Source organism: Methylocystis silviterrae (assembly GCF_013350005.1).
In the GTDB taxonomy this organism is placed as follows: domain Bacteria; phylum Pseudomonadota; class Alphaproteobacteria; order Rhizobiales; family Beijerinckiaceae; genus Methylocystis; species Methylocystis silviterrae.
Genome location: NZ_JABVWW010000011.1, coordinates 82,382 through 98,660 on the forward strand (window position 1 = coordinate 82,382; position 16,279 = coordinate 98,660).

Below are 16,279 nucleotides of genomic sequence, written 5' to 3' on the forward strand. Positions count from 1 at the left end.
GCGCCGCGCATCACGCACTTGCATTAGCGGCATTTTACCGAAGAAGGAAGACGTCGCTAAGCTTGTGTAGCCGCCGATTTTTGGCTTTCGCGAGGAACAAGGGGCTTCACCCTGTGTTCTTTTTGGAAAGGCGCGGCAAGTTCGACAATGGCGTCGGTTAAGTGCGCGCTGCAGGAGGTTACTATGGGCATGGCACAGCCAAACGCCAACCTTATCTCCAGTGATAAGGTCGAAGGCACGGATGTGTATGACGCGGCCGGCAACAAGATTGGCGAAATCGATCACCTCATGATCGATCGCGTCTCTGGTTCGGTTCGATACGCGATTATGACCTTCGGCGGCTTTCTTGGCATCGGTGAAGGCGAGCATCCCTTGCCCTGGAAGGCGTTCCGTTACGACACCAATCTCGGCGGATATATCGCGGATGTGACCGAAGAGCAGCTGCGGAACGCTCCTGAATTCGCAGGCGAAGAAAGCTGGAGCGATCGCGATTGGGAAAGCCGGCTGCACAGGAACTACGGGTCCTCCCCCTATTGGGAAGACACGACGACGTCGACGATGTCGAGAGACCGATGACGCCTGAGTGACTTTGACCGAAGTGGGAACCCGCGGTAGGGCGGAGCCAAAACTGACTCCGCCCTTTTTGCCGCCTATATGGCGTCGAAAGGATTATCCGAAAGGTCTTTGAAATGCGCGTCGGAGCCGCGGCACTTTTGCTTTTCTGCGCTTTGGGCTGTGGCGTCGCCGTCGCGAGGGCGGAAGACCGTCGTAGCGCAGAGCAAGACCGTCGAAGTGCAGAGATAGAATCAACTCTCAAGCGCATCAAACTTCCTCCGGGCTTCTCGATTGCGCTCTATGCTCTAGCGCCGCGGGCGCGCACGCTCGCCATCGGGCGAGAAGGAAAGACGATTTTTGTCGGCGCCGAGGAGAAGGACGTCTATGCGATCACGCCCGGCGAGAAGACGGCCGCTGCGGTCGAACGCTTCGCGCCGTCCATGCCATTCACGATGCCGCATGGCGTTTGCTTCTCAAACGGGGGCGCGCTTTTTCTCGTTGAGCGTAACCACGTCACACGGTTCGACGATGCGGAAAGCACATGGCGCGACGCGGCGGCGAACGCCAAGATCGTCGTAAATTCAGGCGATCTCATTCCAAGGAACGAAGAGAGCCGCGGCCATTCCTCCCGCGTGTGCCGCGTCGGACCTGACGACAAGCTCTACATTTCCCTTGGCCAGCCGCACAATGTCACGCCGCGAGACAAGCTCGCGCTATACGAGAAGACGGGAATCGGCGGCATCATTCGGATGAATCTCGACGGATCGCAGCGCGAAGTCTTCGCGACCGGCATTCGCAATTCCGTCGGCATGGCGTTCGACACGGACGGGTCGCTCTGGTTCACCGACAATCAGGTCGACTCGATGGGCGACGATCGCCCGCCTGGCGAAATCAATCGCGCCGACAGGGCTGGATTGAACTTCGGCTTCCCCTGGTATGGCGGCGGTCATGTGCGCACCAACGAATATGCAAGCGTTGAGCCGCCGAAGGGCGTCGTCTTCCCTGTCGTGGAGACAGCGCCGCATGCGGCCGATCTTGGCGTGATGTTTTACCGCGGCGACATGTTTCCGAAGGAATATCAAGGCGCGATGTTTTACGCGCAGCACGGATCATGGGACCGGAGCGTCCCGATCGGCGCGCGCGTGATGGTCACGCTCGCCGGGACGACCGCGAGCATGTCATTCGCGGAAGGCTGGAACACCGGCTCCGGATACTATCTCGGCCGTCCGGTCGACGTTGCAGAACTTGCGGACGGATCGCTTCTCGTCACCGACGATCAGAACGGCGCGATCTACCGGATCACCTACCAAGCGCCGTGAGGCGCGTCGTCAGCGCGCGCCCGTCATGACCCGTGCAGAGCGCCTCAATCATTCGACTCGCATCGACGTCAGGCGTGTGCGCGAGGGTGAAATCGGCTGCGCGGCCCATTCCGCCGCGCTCGCTCAAGAGCTGTAAGGTCCTGCCGATCTGCGCATCGAGATGACGGCGCAGCGCTACGCCACCCTTTTCCCGCAATCGCGCCGCGCGCTCTTTGCCGATCTGCGGCGAAACTTGCGGCATGCGCGCCGCCGGCGTTCCCGGACGTGGCGAAAAGGGAAAGACATGGAGATGCGTGAGATCGCAGGCGTCGACGATGTCGAGCGTTGCGTCGAACATCTCTTCTGTTTCGGTCGGAAAGCCGACGATGAAGTCGGCGCCAAAGATGATGTCGGGCCGCCGCTTGCGCAATGCGCGGCAGACCTCAATGGCGCTTAGTCGCGAATGGCGGCGCTTCATGCGCTTCAAGATCAGATCGTCGCCGGATTGCAGCGACAGATGAAGATGCGGGCAAAGCCGCGAATCCTCCGCAAAAGCCTCGACGAGATCTTCGTCGACTTCAATGCAATCGACAGACGAGAGACGTAGCCGTTCAAGTTCTGGAAGGCGTCGCAGCAGCTGGCGCACAAGGCGCCCGAGCGTCCAACCTTCGCCAAGGTCGACGCCGTAGCTCGTGAGATCGACGCCCGTCAGCACGATCTCCTTCTTGCCGCTCGCGACAAGCGCGCGGGCCTGCGCGACGACCTCACCCGGCGGCGCCGAGCGCGCCGCGCCGCGGCCAAAAGGAATGATGCAGAAGGTGCAGCGATGATCGCAACCGTTCTGCACGGCAAGCAGACCGCGCGTGCCCTCAACGCTTGCAAGCGCGCGATTTGGCGCATGTTCGGCGAGAACCCGCGTCACCCCTTCGATCTTGGCGAAATCGGGAGGGTCGAGCCGCGCCGCGCAGCCTGCGACGACGATCTCGGCCTCGGGCCGCTCACGATGCAAGCGGCGGATCGCCTGACGCGCTTGCCGCGTGGCCTCGCCAGTGACCGCGCAGGTGTTGACGATCACCGTCTCGCGCGCGCTGGCGTGGGCTTTGGCGAGCTCCTGCGACTCGACGGCGTTAAGCCGGCACCCGAAGGTGACCACCTCGGCGTTGCGAAGCGGCGCGTTCACGCTAGGGCGCCCTGAAAGATCTGGGGATCGAGCCTGGTTTCAAATTCGAATTCGACCGGCCCCGTCATCAGCACATGATCGTCCGTCCGCCATTCGATCGTGAGGTCGCCGCCCGGCAGGCGCAGACGCGCCGTGCGCTCGCTGACGCCGGACCGCGCGGCGGCGACGAGCGTCGCGCATGCGGCCGAGCCGCAGGCCTTGGTCGCGCCGGTTCCGCGCTCCCAGACGCGTAGCAAAATATCGTCGCGCGAAAGCATCTGCGCGAAGGAGACATTGATGCGTTCGGGAAAGAGCGGATGGCGCTCGATGCGCGGGCCAAGCGTCTCGAGATCAATCTGCGTCGCGTCGTCGACAAAGAACACCGCATGAGGATTGCCCATGCTCACCGCGGAGAAGCGCGCCGGCGCGCCGGCGACGGGCGGATCGAGCGCGACCTCGCGCGTATCCTCCACGGCGCGGGCGAGCGGAATCTCGCGCCAGCCCAGCCGCGGACGGCCCATGTCGACAGTGAAAACCATATCGGCTTGACGGCGCGTTTCGATGAGGCCGGCCTCCGTCTCCAGACGCAGCGCGTCCTTGCCCTCGCGCGCCAACGCATAGGCCACGCAGCGCGTGCCGTTGCCGCAGGCGGCGGAGAGAGAGCCGTCGATATTGTAGATGCGCATATAGGCGTCGTCGCCCGGTCTGCGCGGCGTATGGAGCGCCATCAGCTGATCGAAGCGCAGGCCCGGCGCGTTGGCGATGGCGCGCGCTTCCTGCGGCGCCAGCGCGTGGTCGCTCCCGCGCAAATCGAGAACGAGAATTTCGTTTCCCGCGCCATTCATGCGCAGAATCGGAAGATGGTCGAGCGGATGCGCCATGGGGCAGCTTTTCGCCTATTCTCCGGAAGACGCGCTCGTATATAGAGAAGGCTGCGCCAAAGCGCCACTGCGGGCTCCCGCCGCACGCGCGTCACATGTGCGCGCGAAAAGGCCATGCTGGCCGTTTAGGAAAGCTCGACGATGGAAGAAGAACCGGGCTTGCTGGATAGCCTGCGACGCCATTGGCGCGCGCTGGCGGTCTTCATAGTTCTTGTCGCGGGCGCCGCGATCTATTCCGAACGCGCGCTGGTTCCGATCGCCGGCGTTGAGGACGCGGACACATCCGCCACGCCGCAAAAGTCTGCCCCGCCGAATGCTGCGCCAGACACGAAACCCGGCGAGACGAGCGACGCCAAGCCTGGCGATGTGAAACCGGAAGAGGCAAAGCCAGGCGACGCGGCGCCGCCCACTGCCCACGACGAAGCGGCGCAGGCCATGATGAGCCAGACCGTGACCGTCGACGCCCGACCCGCCGCCGTCATCAAAGGACAGGGCAAGTGGGAGGACGCGGCGAAGACGATAAGCGAGGCGCTCGGCAAGCTCAACGACGCCGTCGGAACGGCGGGCCTTGCGGTCAACGGCCGGCCCATCGCCGTTTTCACCAAAACCGACGACACGGGTTTCGCCTTTGAAGCGATGACGCCGCTTGCGGCGGCGCCGGAAGGCAAGCCCAAGCTGCCTGAGGGCGTCGGCATCGGCGCATCGCCAGCCGGAAAGGCGCTCAAATTCCAGCATCGCGGCGCCTATGACGAGATCGAAGCCACCTATGAGGCGATCGCCGCCTATCTCGATGAGAAGGGGCTCGATACGAAGGATCTCATCCTCGAGGAATATCTCACCGATTTTAAGGGCGACGACGCGACCGTCGACGTCGATATTTATGTGTTTTTGAAGTGATGCATTATTTTGGAGCGTCGCCGCGCGAACGTTCCGAGAGTTCGGAAACGAAGCGGCGCCAAAGCTGCGGCGCATTTTCGCCGAAAGCCGACTCGAATGACGGCCCGAACGGCCTGCCCGCTTCGAGCGCGCGAAGAAGCAGCAGGAACGCCGTCTCGTCGCGCATGCGCAGCCAGCCGACGAACATGCCCGCCTGCCGATAGGCGAGCCGCTGGCGCTGGGTGAGCGCATCGAGCTTCGGATCGCGCGGCGGTTCGCGCTCAAAGGCGAGCCCGGCGAAGTCGATCCATCGACGCTCGTCGAGCACGACGCGATAGCCGTCAAGGATCGCCTGCGCGGCTTCGGCTTCGCTTACCCCCTCGGCGCCGCCGCCGTGCGACGCCATCACCGCGAGTCCTTCCGTGAACCATTGCGGCGGACGCGGCGCGCCAAGCGGCCGCCAGCCCGAAAGATGCACATGCGACAGCTCATGCGTGAGAACGCCTTCGAGGCGCTCGCGCTCCTTGCTGCAGAGCGTCGGCGACAACAGCGCGGCGCCGGCGCGCGTCACGGCGGCGATGCCGGGATCATCCATGGCGTTGGCGTTCGCGTAATTCTCGTAGGAGGCGTAAACGCCGACGATCGGCGGCTGCGCAAAGGGGCGTCCGTGCGCGGCCTCGATCTGCGCAATGGCGCGCGGCGCGATTTCCGCGACGGCTTCGGCGCAGGCCCGCGCCTCAGGCTCATAGTGAACGCGCGCATCGTCCGCGAAAGCGGGCAGTAGGCGAGGATCGTTCCAGGCGACGCGCGCGGCGAGGCGAAGGTCCGGTCGCAGCGCCAGCGCCAGCATGGCCGCTGCGATGAACGCCAATCCGAACCCCCAAGCCTTCGCCATGATACGCGGCATGCCTGTCTCGCGACTGTTAGGCGGGTTTGTCGTCCGGCCGATATTCGAGAATGTCGCCCGGCTGACATTGCAGAATTTCGCAGATTTTTTCGAGCGTGTCGAAGCGCACGCCCTTCACCTTGCCAGACTTCAGCAGGCTCACATTCTGTTCGGCGATGCCGATTTGCGCGGCGAGATCGCGCGAGCGCATTTTGCGCTTCGCCAGCATCACGTCGAGATTGACGATGATCGGCATCAGACGATCTGCGCGTTTTCATCGGCGATGTCGGCCGCCGTCTTCTGGATATGGGCGAGCGCGAGGAGCGTCGCGAGCAGCATGATTGTCGAAAGATCTTCAGGTCGCAGATAGACTGACACCATATGCGCGCCCGCCGCCTTATGCGCCGTGAGGATGAGCGATGTTAGCGGTCGCGCGGCGATATCGACGAGCGCCGCGATGAGGCCTGCCAGCGCAAGGCAGCGCAGCCATCCGGCCGCATCGGGCGTGAAGATGCGCCCCTCAAGATAGCCCGAGAACAGTCTCCAGCCGGCGTAGCAGGCGACGACGAGCAGCGTCCAGATCACGAAGCTGACGCCGAAGGCCGCGAGTCGCTGATCGGCGGACAGGCCTTCGACATCGACCTTCAGCGACGCAAATCGGGAAACGACCAGCGACTCGTCGCTCCAGAACGTCGCGATCGTGAAGAGAATCCAGAGGCAATAGGCGACGAGCGCGAAGCGCAGCGTTTGGCAGAGCCAGCCGATACGGCGGCGCAGCGAGTCGAGGCGACGGTCGTCAAAGGAAGAAAGGGCAGGGAAGTCGGTCATGGCGGTCTCCTTATGTCGCTTACGTTGACACAAGAAAAATTTAATGTCAAACATTAAAAACTAATCCAAAAACATGAGGCATTCTATGTCGTGCATTGTTCGTCGCCTGTCTAGCCTGGCGCTCGCCGCCGCCATGCTTGCCGCCTGCAGCCATGTGCCGGTCTCAACCATGTGGGCGCTGCGCAATTTCGACGCCGCTTCCGTGGATCCGGCCGCGCTGCGCGCGGCGGTGCGACTGCCTGAAAGTTTCGAGCCGCAGAAGGGCGGCGTGACTCTGAAAATCGGCTGGTGGCGCGACGGCCAAGAAAACGCGAAGCATGAGATGATTTTCGCGCTTAGGGAAACGACCGCGCCGGAAGACGTCGCGCCGCTTTCCGGCGAGCGGAAGGCCGGAACGCGCCTCTATGCCTATCGCGTCGACCCGGCCGATTATGCGGCGATCCGCGCCCGGCAGAAGGAATTTCTGGAAGAGAAGGCGCGCGATCCCGGCAAGACGCATGGTTCCTTCGGCGTTGGCGCCGACGCCTGCCGGCGCGGCGACCTCCCGGAAGGTCCGCTGCTGACGACGACCTATTTGCGCACGCAGCCTTCGGGCCCCTATCTCACGGTGCTCAAGAATCTCGACATGCGCGAGGCGGCGACGAAGGAAAAGCCGCTCGATCAGCTCGTGCCGCCTTGCGAGAAATTCGCTAACCGCGCCGAGGCGCCGATGGTCGTAAACCGTTAGGCCGCCCGCGCCTTCTCCATCATCTCGACGAAGCGGCGGAAAAGATAATGGCTGTCCTGCGGGCCGGGCGAGGCTTCGGGATGATGCTGCACCGAAAAGGCCGGGCGGTCGGTGAGCGCAATGCCGCAGTTCGAGCCGTCGAAAAGCGAACGATGCGTCTCGACGGCGTTTGCCGGCAGGCTGTCGCGATCGACCGCGAAGCCGTGATTCATCGAGACGATCTCGACCTTGCCGGTGGTGAAGTCCTTGACCGGGTGATTGGCGCCGTGATGACCCTGCGGCATTTTCTTCGTCTTGGCGCCGACGGCGAGCGCCATCATCTGATGGCCGAGACAAATGCCGAAGGTCGGCACCTTCGCCGCGAGCAGGTCGCGGATCACCGGCGCGGCGTATTTACCGGTTTCGGCCGGATCGCCGGGACCGTTCGAGAGAAAGACGCCGTCGGGTTTGAGCGCCAGAATTTCCCCGCTTGTCGCGGTTGCCGGCGCGACCACCACTTCGCAATCCTGTTCGGCGAGAAGCCGCAGGATGTTGCGCTTCACGCCATAGTCGATCGCGACCACGCGATACCTCGGCGCGCCGTTGCGCGCGCCATAGCCGCCGCCGAGTCGCCATGTCGTCTCGCGCCAGTCGTAGCGCTCCTTTGAACCGACGCTCGGCACCAGGTCCATGCCGTCGATCCCCGGCCAGGCGGCGGCCCTGGCTTTCATCGCCGCAATGTCGAAGCAGCCATCCGGCGCATAGGCGATGAGGGCGTTCTGCATGCCGCGTTCGCGAATCAGCGTCGTCAGCGCGCGCGTGTCGATTCCGCACATCGCGACAACGCCGCGCGAGGCGAGCCAGTCGGCGAGCGGCTTCTGGGCGCGGAAATTTGAAGGGTCGGTGCAGGGCGCGCCGAAGATGGCTCCGACCGCGCCGGCGCTCTTGTCGAGATCGACCGTTTCGATGTCTTCATCGTTGGTCCCGACATTGCCGATGTGGGGGAAGGTGAAGGTGACGATCTGCGCGGCGTAGGACGGGTCCGTGAGGATTTCCTGATAGCCGGTCATGGCGGTGTTGAAGCAGACTTCGCCGACCGCTTCGCCAACGGCGCCGAGCCCATATCCTTCGATCACTTCTCCACTGGCGAGAACCAGCACGCCGGTGTGGAGGGGTTTCTTCCAGCCGTTATCTTGATCGATGGTCATATAGGTCTCAGCTCTCCGGCGCGTCGCTGGCTTGACAGCGCTCTCGCCGCGCGTCATGGCCGGACTTGATCCGGCCATCCACGGCCGCGGCGCCACGTGGATGCCCGCGACAAGCGCGGGCATGACGCGATTGGCTGTGGATGTAATGCATCCGCCCCGGAATTGGAAACCCCAAGGACACAACATGCGCGAGAAGATAGCGGCGGACCTTAAGACGGCGATGAAGGCGGGCGAGCGCGCCAAGGTCGACGCGCTGCGGCTCATCAACGCGGCGCTGAAGGACAAGGACATCGAGGCGCGCGGCGCCGGCAAGACGCTGAGCGGCGACGACGAACTCGCGCTGCTGCAGAAGATGATCAAAAGCCGGCAGGAATCGCTGGAAATCTATGAAAAAGCCGGGCGTGAGGATCTCGCGGGCAAGGAGCGCGGCGAGATCGCGATCATTTCCGCCTATTTGCCGCAGCAGCTCTCTGAAGCGGAAGTGGCGGAGGCCGTGAAGGCGGCGATCGCCGAGACCGGCGCGGCCTCGATCAAGGACATGGGCAAGGTCGTGGCTTCGCTCAAGGCCAAATACACGGGACGGATGGACTTCGGCAAAGCCAGCGCGGCGGTGAAGGCGGCGCTGTCGGGCTAGAGGCCACCGGCGGGCCCCCTTCCGGCGCTTCGCGTCGCCTTCCCCCGCTAACGCGGGAGAAGGGAGAACGGCGCGATTCATGGCTTGCAACAAGAATTCGCGAGGCTGCAAGAATCTCCAGCGTTAATGACGGCGCAATCTGCGCCCTCTCCCGCGAAGCGGGGGAGGGCTGGGGAGGGGGCTAGCGCCACAGAGCGTAAAAATGGTGCGGCGGCCCGCGGCCCTCGCTCAATCGCAGCTGATCCGCCGCCTCCAGCGCGCCCTCCAGCCAGACCTTTGCTGCGGCGATGGCGTCGATCAGCGACGCGCCCTTGGCGAGTTCGCAAGCGATGGCCGACGACAGGGCGCAACCCGTTCCATGCGTGTTGCGCGTCGGGATGCGTCTCCCACGGAAGATGCGCCTCTCTCCTGCGGCGAAGAGAACGTCGACAGGTTCGCCCTCGAGATCGCCGCCCTTGACCAGCACCGCGTGGGCGTCGGCTGCGCAGAGGAGCCGCCCCTGCGCCGCCATCTCCTCGGCGCTGGTGGCGAGGGGCGTTTGCGTGAGCGCGCTCGCCTCATGGAGATTGGGCGTCACGAGCCGCGCCAAGGGCGGGAGGCTCGAGACCAACGCAGCCTTCAGCCCGGCCGAGGCGAGGCTGACGCCCTGCGTCGGAACCAAGACTGGGTCGAGCACGACGTTGCGCGCGCCGTGGCGCGCCAGCGTCTCGGCGACCGCCCGGGCGATGTCCGGCGTCGCCAGCATGCCAATCTTGATCGCGTCGGGAGCGATGTCCGACAGCACCGCCTCGATCTGCGCGGCGACGATCTCCGGCGCGACAGGATAGGAAGCGGTCACGCCCTGCGTGTTCTGCGCGGTGAGCGCCGTAATCGCCGCCATGCCGTAGCAGCCGAAGGCCGAGAAGATTTTCAGGTCCGCCTGCACGCCCGCGCCGCCGGAGGGGTCGGAGCCGGCGATGGAAAGCAATTTGGGGATGTGCGCCATCCCCGCAAATTAGCGCGGCGCGACTGGCTCCGTCACCTTCGCTCGGAGCCGACCCACGCCAGAGCGCCGCGCACAAATGCACTTGCGTTGGCGCTCGGCCACTCGCCATGCGCGATGACGGCCTGTTTGATCGGCCAGCCGAGGATTTTGTCGCGGGCGGCGCGCGCCGGCCCGCGGTCGAGGAAAGAGAGGCGCCATTCGAGCGGCGCGTGCGGCGCGGCGCGGGTGATCCCGTCGAGACGCGCGAGCCCTCGCCGCCACCAGCTCCAATGCGCGCAGAGAAATTCGTCGCTGAAGGCTTCGATCAAATCGGCGAAAATCGTGGAGCCCGACGGACGATGAAAAAAGACGATTTCATCCATCATGAAAGAGCCGCGAAACCAGGCCTGATCGATAGCGCCGCCCCACTCAGGCGGCGGCGAATCCTGAAGCGGGGTTTCGAAGGCGAGTTCGGGACGGCGCTTTATCGTCGAAAGCGGCCCCCAGAGCTTCGCGTTGGGATAAGCTTCCTTCCACTCGCCAAGATAGAGATGGTGGAGCTTGTTGGGACTGACGAGATGCGCCACTCGGCCGAGCGCATCGACCTCGGCGCGCAACTCGGCGGAAAGTTTCACTGGCGACCATACCCAAAGCGCGCTGTCGGCGAACCGCGCGATCAGCATGCGCGTGGGGTAGGGGAAGCTGAAGAAGTCGACAATGTCGCCGTCGGCGAGCCAGAGCGAGTCACCGATTTGCTCAAGACCCATTGGCGTCTCCCGGTTCGCCCGAGACCACTCTTTTCAAACCCGATGTCTGATAGCAGCTCAACATGGCGCAAAGACGCCGCCTCAGCCGCTAGCGCGGCTCGAACCGAATGCCGATCAGTGCAATGTGAGGCTTTGATGCAAGAGGTGCTCGCCACAGTTTTTCGGGCCGCGCGAAGACGCGATGATCCAGCGCATTAGCGCCGCATGTTCTGGCGTCGTGCCCGAGGCGGCAACGACCGAGACGCGTCCGCCCGGCCTGACGCGGAACGTCGCTTCTGCATATCCAGGATTAAGGCGCGTCGAATTAGGTGTGTGGCGTCTTATCGATTCCGCCAAAGCTGCGAAACAGGACGATTGGTCGCGCGCAGCGCCGCGATTGTCCGATGCAGATGCATCAAGGCCTGACAATGAAAGCATGAACACGCCGAGGACAATGAGAGAAGGCTTCATACAAATTGCTCCTCATGTGAACTTCTCGAAGCAAATCTATTTTTCCTTACGCCTCGGCCGGTCACGCCTTCGGCAGGCTCAGCACGCCGGCGTCGCCGTTCTCCGCGCCGAAGGCGAGACGCGCGCCTTTCTCGTCCCAGGCCAGCGCGCTGATCCGCGCGCGGTCATCATCCTGGGCCGGACGGCGAACCAGAATCTCTGATCCGTCCGAAAGCCGCGCCAGCATGATCAGGCCGTCGTCGTAGCCGATCGCCAAGACCAAAGCGGCGGGATGGAAGGCGACGCGCGTCACGATCGCCGAATGCACGCCGCATTCGCGCGGCGCCTGGCCCATTGGACCATCCTTGCCCGAAAAGGGCCAGACGATGCAGGCGTCGGCGCCCGAGGTGGCCAGCCATTTCCCGTCATGCGACCAGGAGAAGCTGCGCGTTTTTCCGGGATATCCGGCCATGCGCATGTGCTTGGAATCGGCGAGACGCCAGCCGTGCAGCATATTCTCCTGCATCGAGGTGACGAGGAAGCGCCCGTCGGGAGAGATCGTGGCGTCAAGGTGCGAGCCGGCCCAGTCGAGCGCTTCCGGCTTGCCGGCGTTCGGAAACCAGAGGGTCGCGCCGCCGTAATGCGCGATCGCCAGCCGGTAGCCTTTGGGGAAGAAGGCGAGGCCGCGCGAGGTCGACGGCAGATCCAGCGACTTCGCGTCGCCCTTGGCCGAGCGTGCTCGCGCCACCTTTCCTGCTGTCCACGCCACTGCGCCCCCACGCGCGGCGACGGCGTCGATCCATTTGCCCTTTTCGTCGCCGATGACTTCGACGCCGCCTTTCGCGTCGGTCGCCACAACGCGCCCGTCGTCTCCGCCGGTGACGAGCCGGTCGCCGTCCTGCGCGACGACGAGGATGGCCGCGTCTTGATGGGCCGGAATGCGGCGTCCCTCGGCGCCGTCGCCGAAATGCAGCGTCCCGTCGGCGAGCGCGAAGACCGGCGCGCCGCCGAGGAACGCCGCGGCTGCGACAGGCTCACGAAGCCCGAGGGATTCGACTTTGTCGACGAGCGTGGGAGACAGCGTCACGGCTAGGCTTGGTCCTCGGCAGGCGCGCTCCAGCCGATTGGCAGGCGCGGGCGACGTTTGCGGAATTGCCCGCGCATCACGAGCGCAAAGGCGATGGCGTCGAGTCCCGCGAGGGTCAGCCACCACAGCTGCTCGGCCGCGGGACCGAACAGGCAAATGGCGAATCCCGCGCCGAGGCCGCCCAGAAGAAAGGGCGCAAGCGCCGGACGCGACTGGCCGACGAACAGGCTGGTGCGGGCGGCGACGAGCGCCGCCGCGGCCGCGCCGAGCACGCCGAGATCGAACCAGATCTTGAAGATCAGGCTGCGCGGCGTCGCCGGCGTCAGATAGCCGCCGAGCACGCCCCAGGTGGCCGCGCCAAAGCCGTGTCCGAGCAAGGTGCGCCAGCCGTCCGCCTCGATCATCTGACCCCAGAAGGCGAGATGTCTGAAGAAGCCGGGCGGATGTTCGGGCCAGATCAGATGCGCCGCATAGGCGGTCAGCGGCGCGAGCAGCACGATCGCCGTCATGAGCGCCGCAAGGAAAATGGCCAGCAGCCGGGCGCGGCCGAAGGCGGCGGCGAAAACAGCCGCTCCAACGGCCAGCGCGGGCGTGCCGTTCGGGGCGCCGGAAAGATAGCAGGCGATCGCCGTCGCCACCGCGAGGGCGGCTGCCGAATACCATCGGCCGCGAACCGCGAGTGCGCCCATCGCCGGCCAAACGAGCAGCGCCAGTCCAAGTCCGGCGCGGCCAAGCGGTCCGACATCGAGAATGTCATCGAGCGTATATTGCGGCTTCAGCAGCAAAGTGACGGCGGCAAGCGAGAGCGTCGCCGTGGCGACGCCAATCGGCAGCAGGTTGAGATTCGAGGTTTTGGTGCGCAGCGGCAGAAATCCGGTGGCGAGCGCAACCAGGGCGAGCGTCGCCGTAATTTTGGCAAAGCGTTCCGCCGGTCCCTCGAACGGCGTCCAGAGCAGCGAAAGCGCCGTCCAGGCGGCGAGCAACAGCGCGGCGAGAAACGGCGGCGAGCGCAGAATCGCGCGCAGGGAGCGCCCCGACCCTTCCGCCGGCGTCAGTGTCGCGGCGGCGAGCAGCAGCGCCGCCCCGATCGGCAGCAGCACATAAACCGTCTGCCGCGCCAGAATCGGCGCGATGAGCGAGATCACGAACAGCAAAAACACGCCAATCCGCAGCAGAAGGCGAGAAGCCTCCTCTGCGGGTTCGTCGGCATTGCGGCGCGAAAGGACAGACATGGCGAAGGTGCGCTTGAGTAGGGGATATTCGATAGAGATTAGAACGAAATCGCCGGCGAGTAGCCTGCCGCAATGCAGTAAATCTGGGAAAGACCCCGATTTTTAGGCGACTGTGGCGCTTTTGCCTGTTTCAGGCCGTTTGGCGCCATTCTTGGCGGACCGCCGCGTCGGGGTCGACCGCCAATCGATGGGGGCGCAGCTCCGCCGCTCGCGTCGGCGCCAGTCTGCCGAGCGCCCAGACGGCGGCGCCGCGAACAATGGCGGCGGCGTCTTCGATCAGCCGCTCGGCCTCGGCGGCAAGCTCGGGCCGAGCCGAATTGCCGATCGCAATCAGAACATTGCGCAAGAAGCGGTCCCTTCCGACGCGTTTGATTGGGGAACCCGAAAAAAGCGCTCGGAACGCCGCGTCGTCGAGGCGCGCCAATTCCGCAAGCGGCGGGGAGCCGAATTCGGGGCGCGCGGCGAGCTTCGCCTCGCGCCCGGCGCTCGCGTATTTGTTCCAGGGGCAGACCGCCAGACAGTCGTCACAGCCATAGATGCGATTGCCGATCTTGGCGCGAAATTCGAGGGGTATAGGGCCCTTGTGCTCGATCGTCAGATAGGAAATGCAGCGCCGCGCATCGAGTCGGTAAGGCGCTGGGAAGGCCGCCGTGGGACAAACGTCAAGACATTTGCTGCACGAGCCGCAATGATCGCGCTCTAGCGGGTCGGGTTCGAGGCGAAGAGTCGTGAAGATTGCGCCCAGAAAAAGCCACGAGCCAAAATCGCGTGACACGAGATTCGTGTGTTTGCCCTGCCAGCCGACGCCGGCCGTCTGCGCGAGCGGCTTTTCCATGACGGGCGCGGTGTCGACGAAGACCTTGGCGTCGCCGCCCCCGGCGCGGCTGAGGATGAATCCAGCGAGCTGTTTCAGCCGGCCCTTGATGACGTCGTGATAGTCGCGGTTGCGCGCATAGACGGAGATCGTCGCGCAGTCCGGTTTCGTCAGCGAAGCGAGGGGATTTCCGTCCGGCCCATAGTTCAAGCCGAGCATGACGAGACTTGCCGCTTCGGGCCAGAGCGCTTGCGGCGCGACTCGCCGCTCGGCCGTCTCGCGCATCCAGGCCATGTCGCCATGCGCGCCGTCCCGTAGCCACTCGCGCAGCCGATCGCCCTGCTCCGGCGCAACATCCGCCCGCGCGAAGCGGCAGACGTCGAAGCCAAGCTCGAGCGCACGGGCGCGAATTTCCTCCTCGGGCGTCGCAGCTGCGGGCCGTCGACCTTCGCGACCTGCCGGTGAAGCCATCGATGCATTCGGGACAAGCGCCTGCATGTCAGCAGGGCGCTCGTAGAGGGATCGAGACGATGAACTCGGCGCCAGGATCATGCTTTCGTTTCGATCGTCGCACTGAGTTGACGCGTAAATGACGCAATGATCCGCATGCCGAGCCCCTTGCGATCGAGCGACGCGACGTCATCGGGCATTCCCGCGCCTTCGTCGCGCACGGAAACGATGAAATTCTCGCCGCCCTGGCGCGCGACCTTCACCGAAATGATTCCCGACTGGCTTTCGTAAGCGTATTTCGCCGCATTGGCGATGAACTCGTTGACGATCAGCGCGGTCGAAACCGCCCGGTCGGTTGCGATGACGATTCCTTCATCGATCTCGGTGCGCACGTCGCATTGCGCGACGCTTTCATCCAAATCATGACACAGCGCTTCGATGTATTTGCCAACGTCCATGCAATCGACGTCCGAGCCGCGAGACAGCCGGTCATGCGCCTTTGCGATCGCTTCGACGCGGTGAGAGGCTTCGTTGAGAAGTTCGGACACCTGTTCGTCGCCGGCGTCGTTGGCTTGCAGGTGGAGCATGCTGCCGACGATGGAAAGGCTGTTCTTCACGCGATGATTCATTTCTTTGAGCAGCGCTTCGTTGCGCGCGAGCGCCGCTCTAAGTTTGCGCTCTTCCCGCTCGCGTTCGATCGCCATGCCAAGAAGATTCGCGGCGCCCTGCAGAAAAGCGATGTCCTGCTCAACGAACTCGGTCGGCGAGCGGCTGTCGACTTCGAGGATGCCATAAGGTTTTCCGTCACCCTGCAGGATCACGTTCATTGCCCGGCGAACGCCGTGCTGGCGTAGCAATTCGGGAGTTCTGAACCGCGTCTCCTTTTCGAGGTGATTGGAGATGACCGGTTGGCCGCTGCGTAATGCGTATCCAGCAGGCGAGTCGAGATCCGCGCCGACTTTCGCGACGCCCACCACGCCACGACTCCAGCCGACGCCGGCGCGCACCAGAAACTGGTTCTCGGACGGAAGCAGCTCCAGCACCTTGCAGAAGTCCGCGTCCAGTCCTTGCGCCGTGAGTCGCACGGTGTCCGTCAGCAGCTGATCGAGCGAAGCGCCTTGGAGGGCGGAAACGCCGAGTTCCGCCAATATCTCCTGTTGTCGAATGCGCTGCCGCAGTCCGCGCGATGCATCGCCGGCGTCGGCGGCTTTCGACTCAATCTTTTCACTCTCGCGCTCGGTGGGTGCGCTCATACGATGGTCCCGTATTGCAGCTACTTCCCTCACTCCACCCGATAGCTGTCAAGCGCGGCAGCAGTGCGGCGTTGCGACAGCGGCGCTTGAGCCCGGATCTGGCGCCGCCGATCGCTCAGCGACGTTAGGGTCCAGACTCATAACCAATAGCTGATTGTCGCGGCGATGCAGACGGCTGCGAGAAAGTTAGTCGCGCTTCGATCGTAGCGCGTGGCGATGCGCCTGAAGTCCTTCAACCGGCAGAACATGCGC

The 16,279-nt window shown here is 64.4% G+C and carries 17 protein-coding genes and 1 pseudogene; 5 read left to right on the forward strand and 13 right to left on the reverse strand.

Annotation, left to right across the window (positions count from 1 at the left end; genetic code table 11):
- The first annotated feature begins 183 nt into the window (after positions 1-183).
- Both HUN39_RS12675 and HUN39_RS12680 read left to right on the forward strand, forming a co-directional pair.
- Positions 184-576, forward strand: coding sequence for a PRC-barrel domain-containing protein (locus HUN39_RS12675; protein WP_175094861.1), 393 nt, complete (start codon positions 184-186; stop codon positions 574-576).
- 137 nt (positions 577-713) lie between these two features.
- The gene (locus HUN39_RS12680) at positions 714-1,874 is read left to right on the forward strand and encodes a PQQ-dependent sugar dehydrogenase (RefSeq protein ID WP_232366075.1); all 1,161 of its coding nucleotides are present in this window, start codon (positions 714-716) and stop codon (positions 1,872-1,874) included.
- Here HUN39_RS12680 and HUN39_RS12685 read toward each other — a convergent pair.
- A complete protein-coding gene (locus HUN39_RS12685) occupies positions 1,855-3,033 on the reverse strand; it encodes a MiaB/RimO family radical SAM methylthiotransferase (protein WP_175094863.1) in 1,179 nt (392 codons plus the stop codon). The genes HUN39_RS12680 and HUN39_RS12685 overlap by 20 nt on opposite strands.
- On the reverse strand, positions 3,030-3,893 hold the full coding sequence (gene dapF / locus HUN39_RS12690) for a diaminopimelate epimerase (protein WP_175094864.1): 864 nt from the start codon (positions 3,891-3,893) through the stop codon (positions 3,030-3,032). The genes HUN39_RS12685 and dapF overlap by 4 nt, the downstream gene beginning before the upstream one ends.
- Before the next feature lie 141 nt (positions 3,894-4,034).
- Between dapF and HUN39_RS12695 the strand changes: the two genes are divergently transcribed.
- Complete coding sequence (locus HUN39_RS12695; RefSeq protein WP_175094865.1) at positions 4,035-4,790, forward strand: GyrI-like domain-containing protein; 756 nt, start codon at positions 4,035-4,037, stop codon at positions 4,788-4,790.
- A 4-nt stretch (positions 4,791-4,794) separates the two neighbouring features.
- Here the strand turns inward: HUN39_RS12695 and HUN39_RS12700 are convergent, their stop codons facing one another.
- From HUN39_RS12700 to HUN39_RS12710, 3 genes are read right to left on the reverse strand one after another with little or no spacing between them, the layout of a single operon-like run.
- Positions 4,795-5,676: a hypothetical protein gene (locus HUN39_RS12700; RefSeq protein ID WP_175094866.1), complete on the reverse strand. Its 882-nt coding sequence runs from the start codon at positions 5,674-5,676 to the stop codon at positions 4,795-4,797.
- A 16-nt stretch (positions 5,677-5,692) separates the two neighbouring features.
- Positions 5,693-5,911, reverse strand: coding sequence for a helix-turn-helix domain-containing protein (locus HUN39_RS12705; RefSeq protein WP_175094867.1), 219 nt, complete (start codon positions 5,909-5,911; stop codon positions 5,693-5,695).
- A complete protein-coding gene (locus tag HUN39_RS12710) occupies positions 5,911-6,483 on the reverse strand; it encodes a DUF2975 domain-containing protein (protein WP_175094868.1) in 573 nt (190 codons plus the stop codon). Before HUN39_RS12710 ends, HUN39_RS12705 begins: the two co-directional genes overlap by 1 nt.
- Before the next feature lie 85 nt (positions 6,484-6,568).
- Between HUN39_RS12710 and HUN39_RS12715 the strand changes: the two genes are divergently transcribed.
- Positions 6,569-7,210 (forward strand): hypothetical protein, encoded by a 642-nt coding sequence (locus HUN39_RS12715; protein ID WP_232366076.1) that lies wholly within the window; start codon positions 6,569-6,571, stop codon positions 7,208-7,210.
- On the opposite strand, the gene carA is transcribed toward HUN39_RS12715, so the two are convergent.
- The gene (gene carA, locus HUN39_RS12720; protein ID WP_175094869.1) at positions 7,207-8,397 is read right to left on the reverse strand and encodes a glutamine-hydrolyzing carbamoyl-phosphate synthase small subunit; all 1,191 of its coding nucleotides are present in this window, start codon (positions 8,395-8,397) and stop codon (positions 7,207-7,209) included. The genes HUN39_RS12715 and carA overlap by 4 nt on opposite strands.
- Positions 8,398-8,581: 184 nt before the next feature.
- Here carA and HUN39_RS12725 point away from each other — a divergent pair, with 184 nt between their 5' ends.
- Positions 8,582-9,031, forward strand: coding sequence for a GatB/YqeY domain-containing protein (locus HUN39_RS12725; protein ID WP_175094870.1), 450 nt, complete (start codon positions 8,582-8,584; stop codon positions 9,029-9,031).
- A 181-nt stretch (positions 9,032-9,212) separates the two neighbouring features.
- On the opposite strand, the gene thiD is transcribed toward HUN39_RS12725, so the two are convergent.
- From thiD to HUN39_RS12760, 7 genes and pseudogenes are all read right to left on the reverse strand, one after another.
- Complete coding sequence (gene thiD, locus HUN39_RS12730) at positions 9,213-10,016, reverse strand: bifunctional hydroxymethylpyrimidine kinase/phosphomethylpyrimidine kinase (protein WP_175094871.1); 804 nt, start codon at positions 10,014-10,016, stop codon at positions 9,213-9,215.
- A gap of 32 nt (positions 10,017-10,048) precedes the next feature.
- Positions 10,049-10,762, reverse strand: coding sequence for a DUF4336 domain-containing protein (locus tag HUN39_RS12735; RefSeq protein ID WP_175094872.1), 714 nt, complete (start codon positions 10,760-10,762; stop codon positions 10,049-10,051).
- Positions 10,763-11,273: 511 nt separating this feature from the next.
- On the reverse strand, positions 11,274-12,278 hold the full coding sequence (locus tag HUN39_RS12740) for a WD40 repeat domain-containing protein (RefSeq protein ID WP_175094873.1): 1,005 nt from the start codon (positions 12,276-12,278) through the stop codon (positions 11,274-11,276).
- Between the two features lie 2 nt (positions 12,279-12,280).
- Positions 12,281-13,510: a hypothetical protein gene (locus HUN39_RS12745; RefSeq protein WP_175094874.1), complete on the reverse strand. Its 1,230-nt coding sequence runs from the start codon at positions 13,508-13,510 to the stop codon at positions 12,281-12,283.
- 130 nt (positions 13,511-13,640) lie between these two features.
- Entirely contained in the window at positions 13,641-14,795 is a 1,155-nt protein-coding gene (gene queG, locus HUN39_RS12750; protein WP_175094875.1) for a tRNA epoxyqueuosine(34) reductase QueG, read from the reverse strand.
- 77 nt (positions 14,796-14,872) lie between these two features.
- Entirely contained in the window at positions 14,873-16,027 is a 1,155-nt protein-coding gene (locus tag HUN39_RS12755) for a sensor histidine kinase (RefSeq protein WP_232366077.1), read from the reverse strand.
- Between the two features lie 137 nt (positions 16,028-16,164).
- Positions 16,165-16,279 (reverse strand): annotated as a pseudogene (locus HUN39_RS12760) (IS5/IS1182 family transposase); the annotation flags it as partial.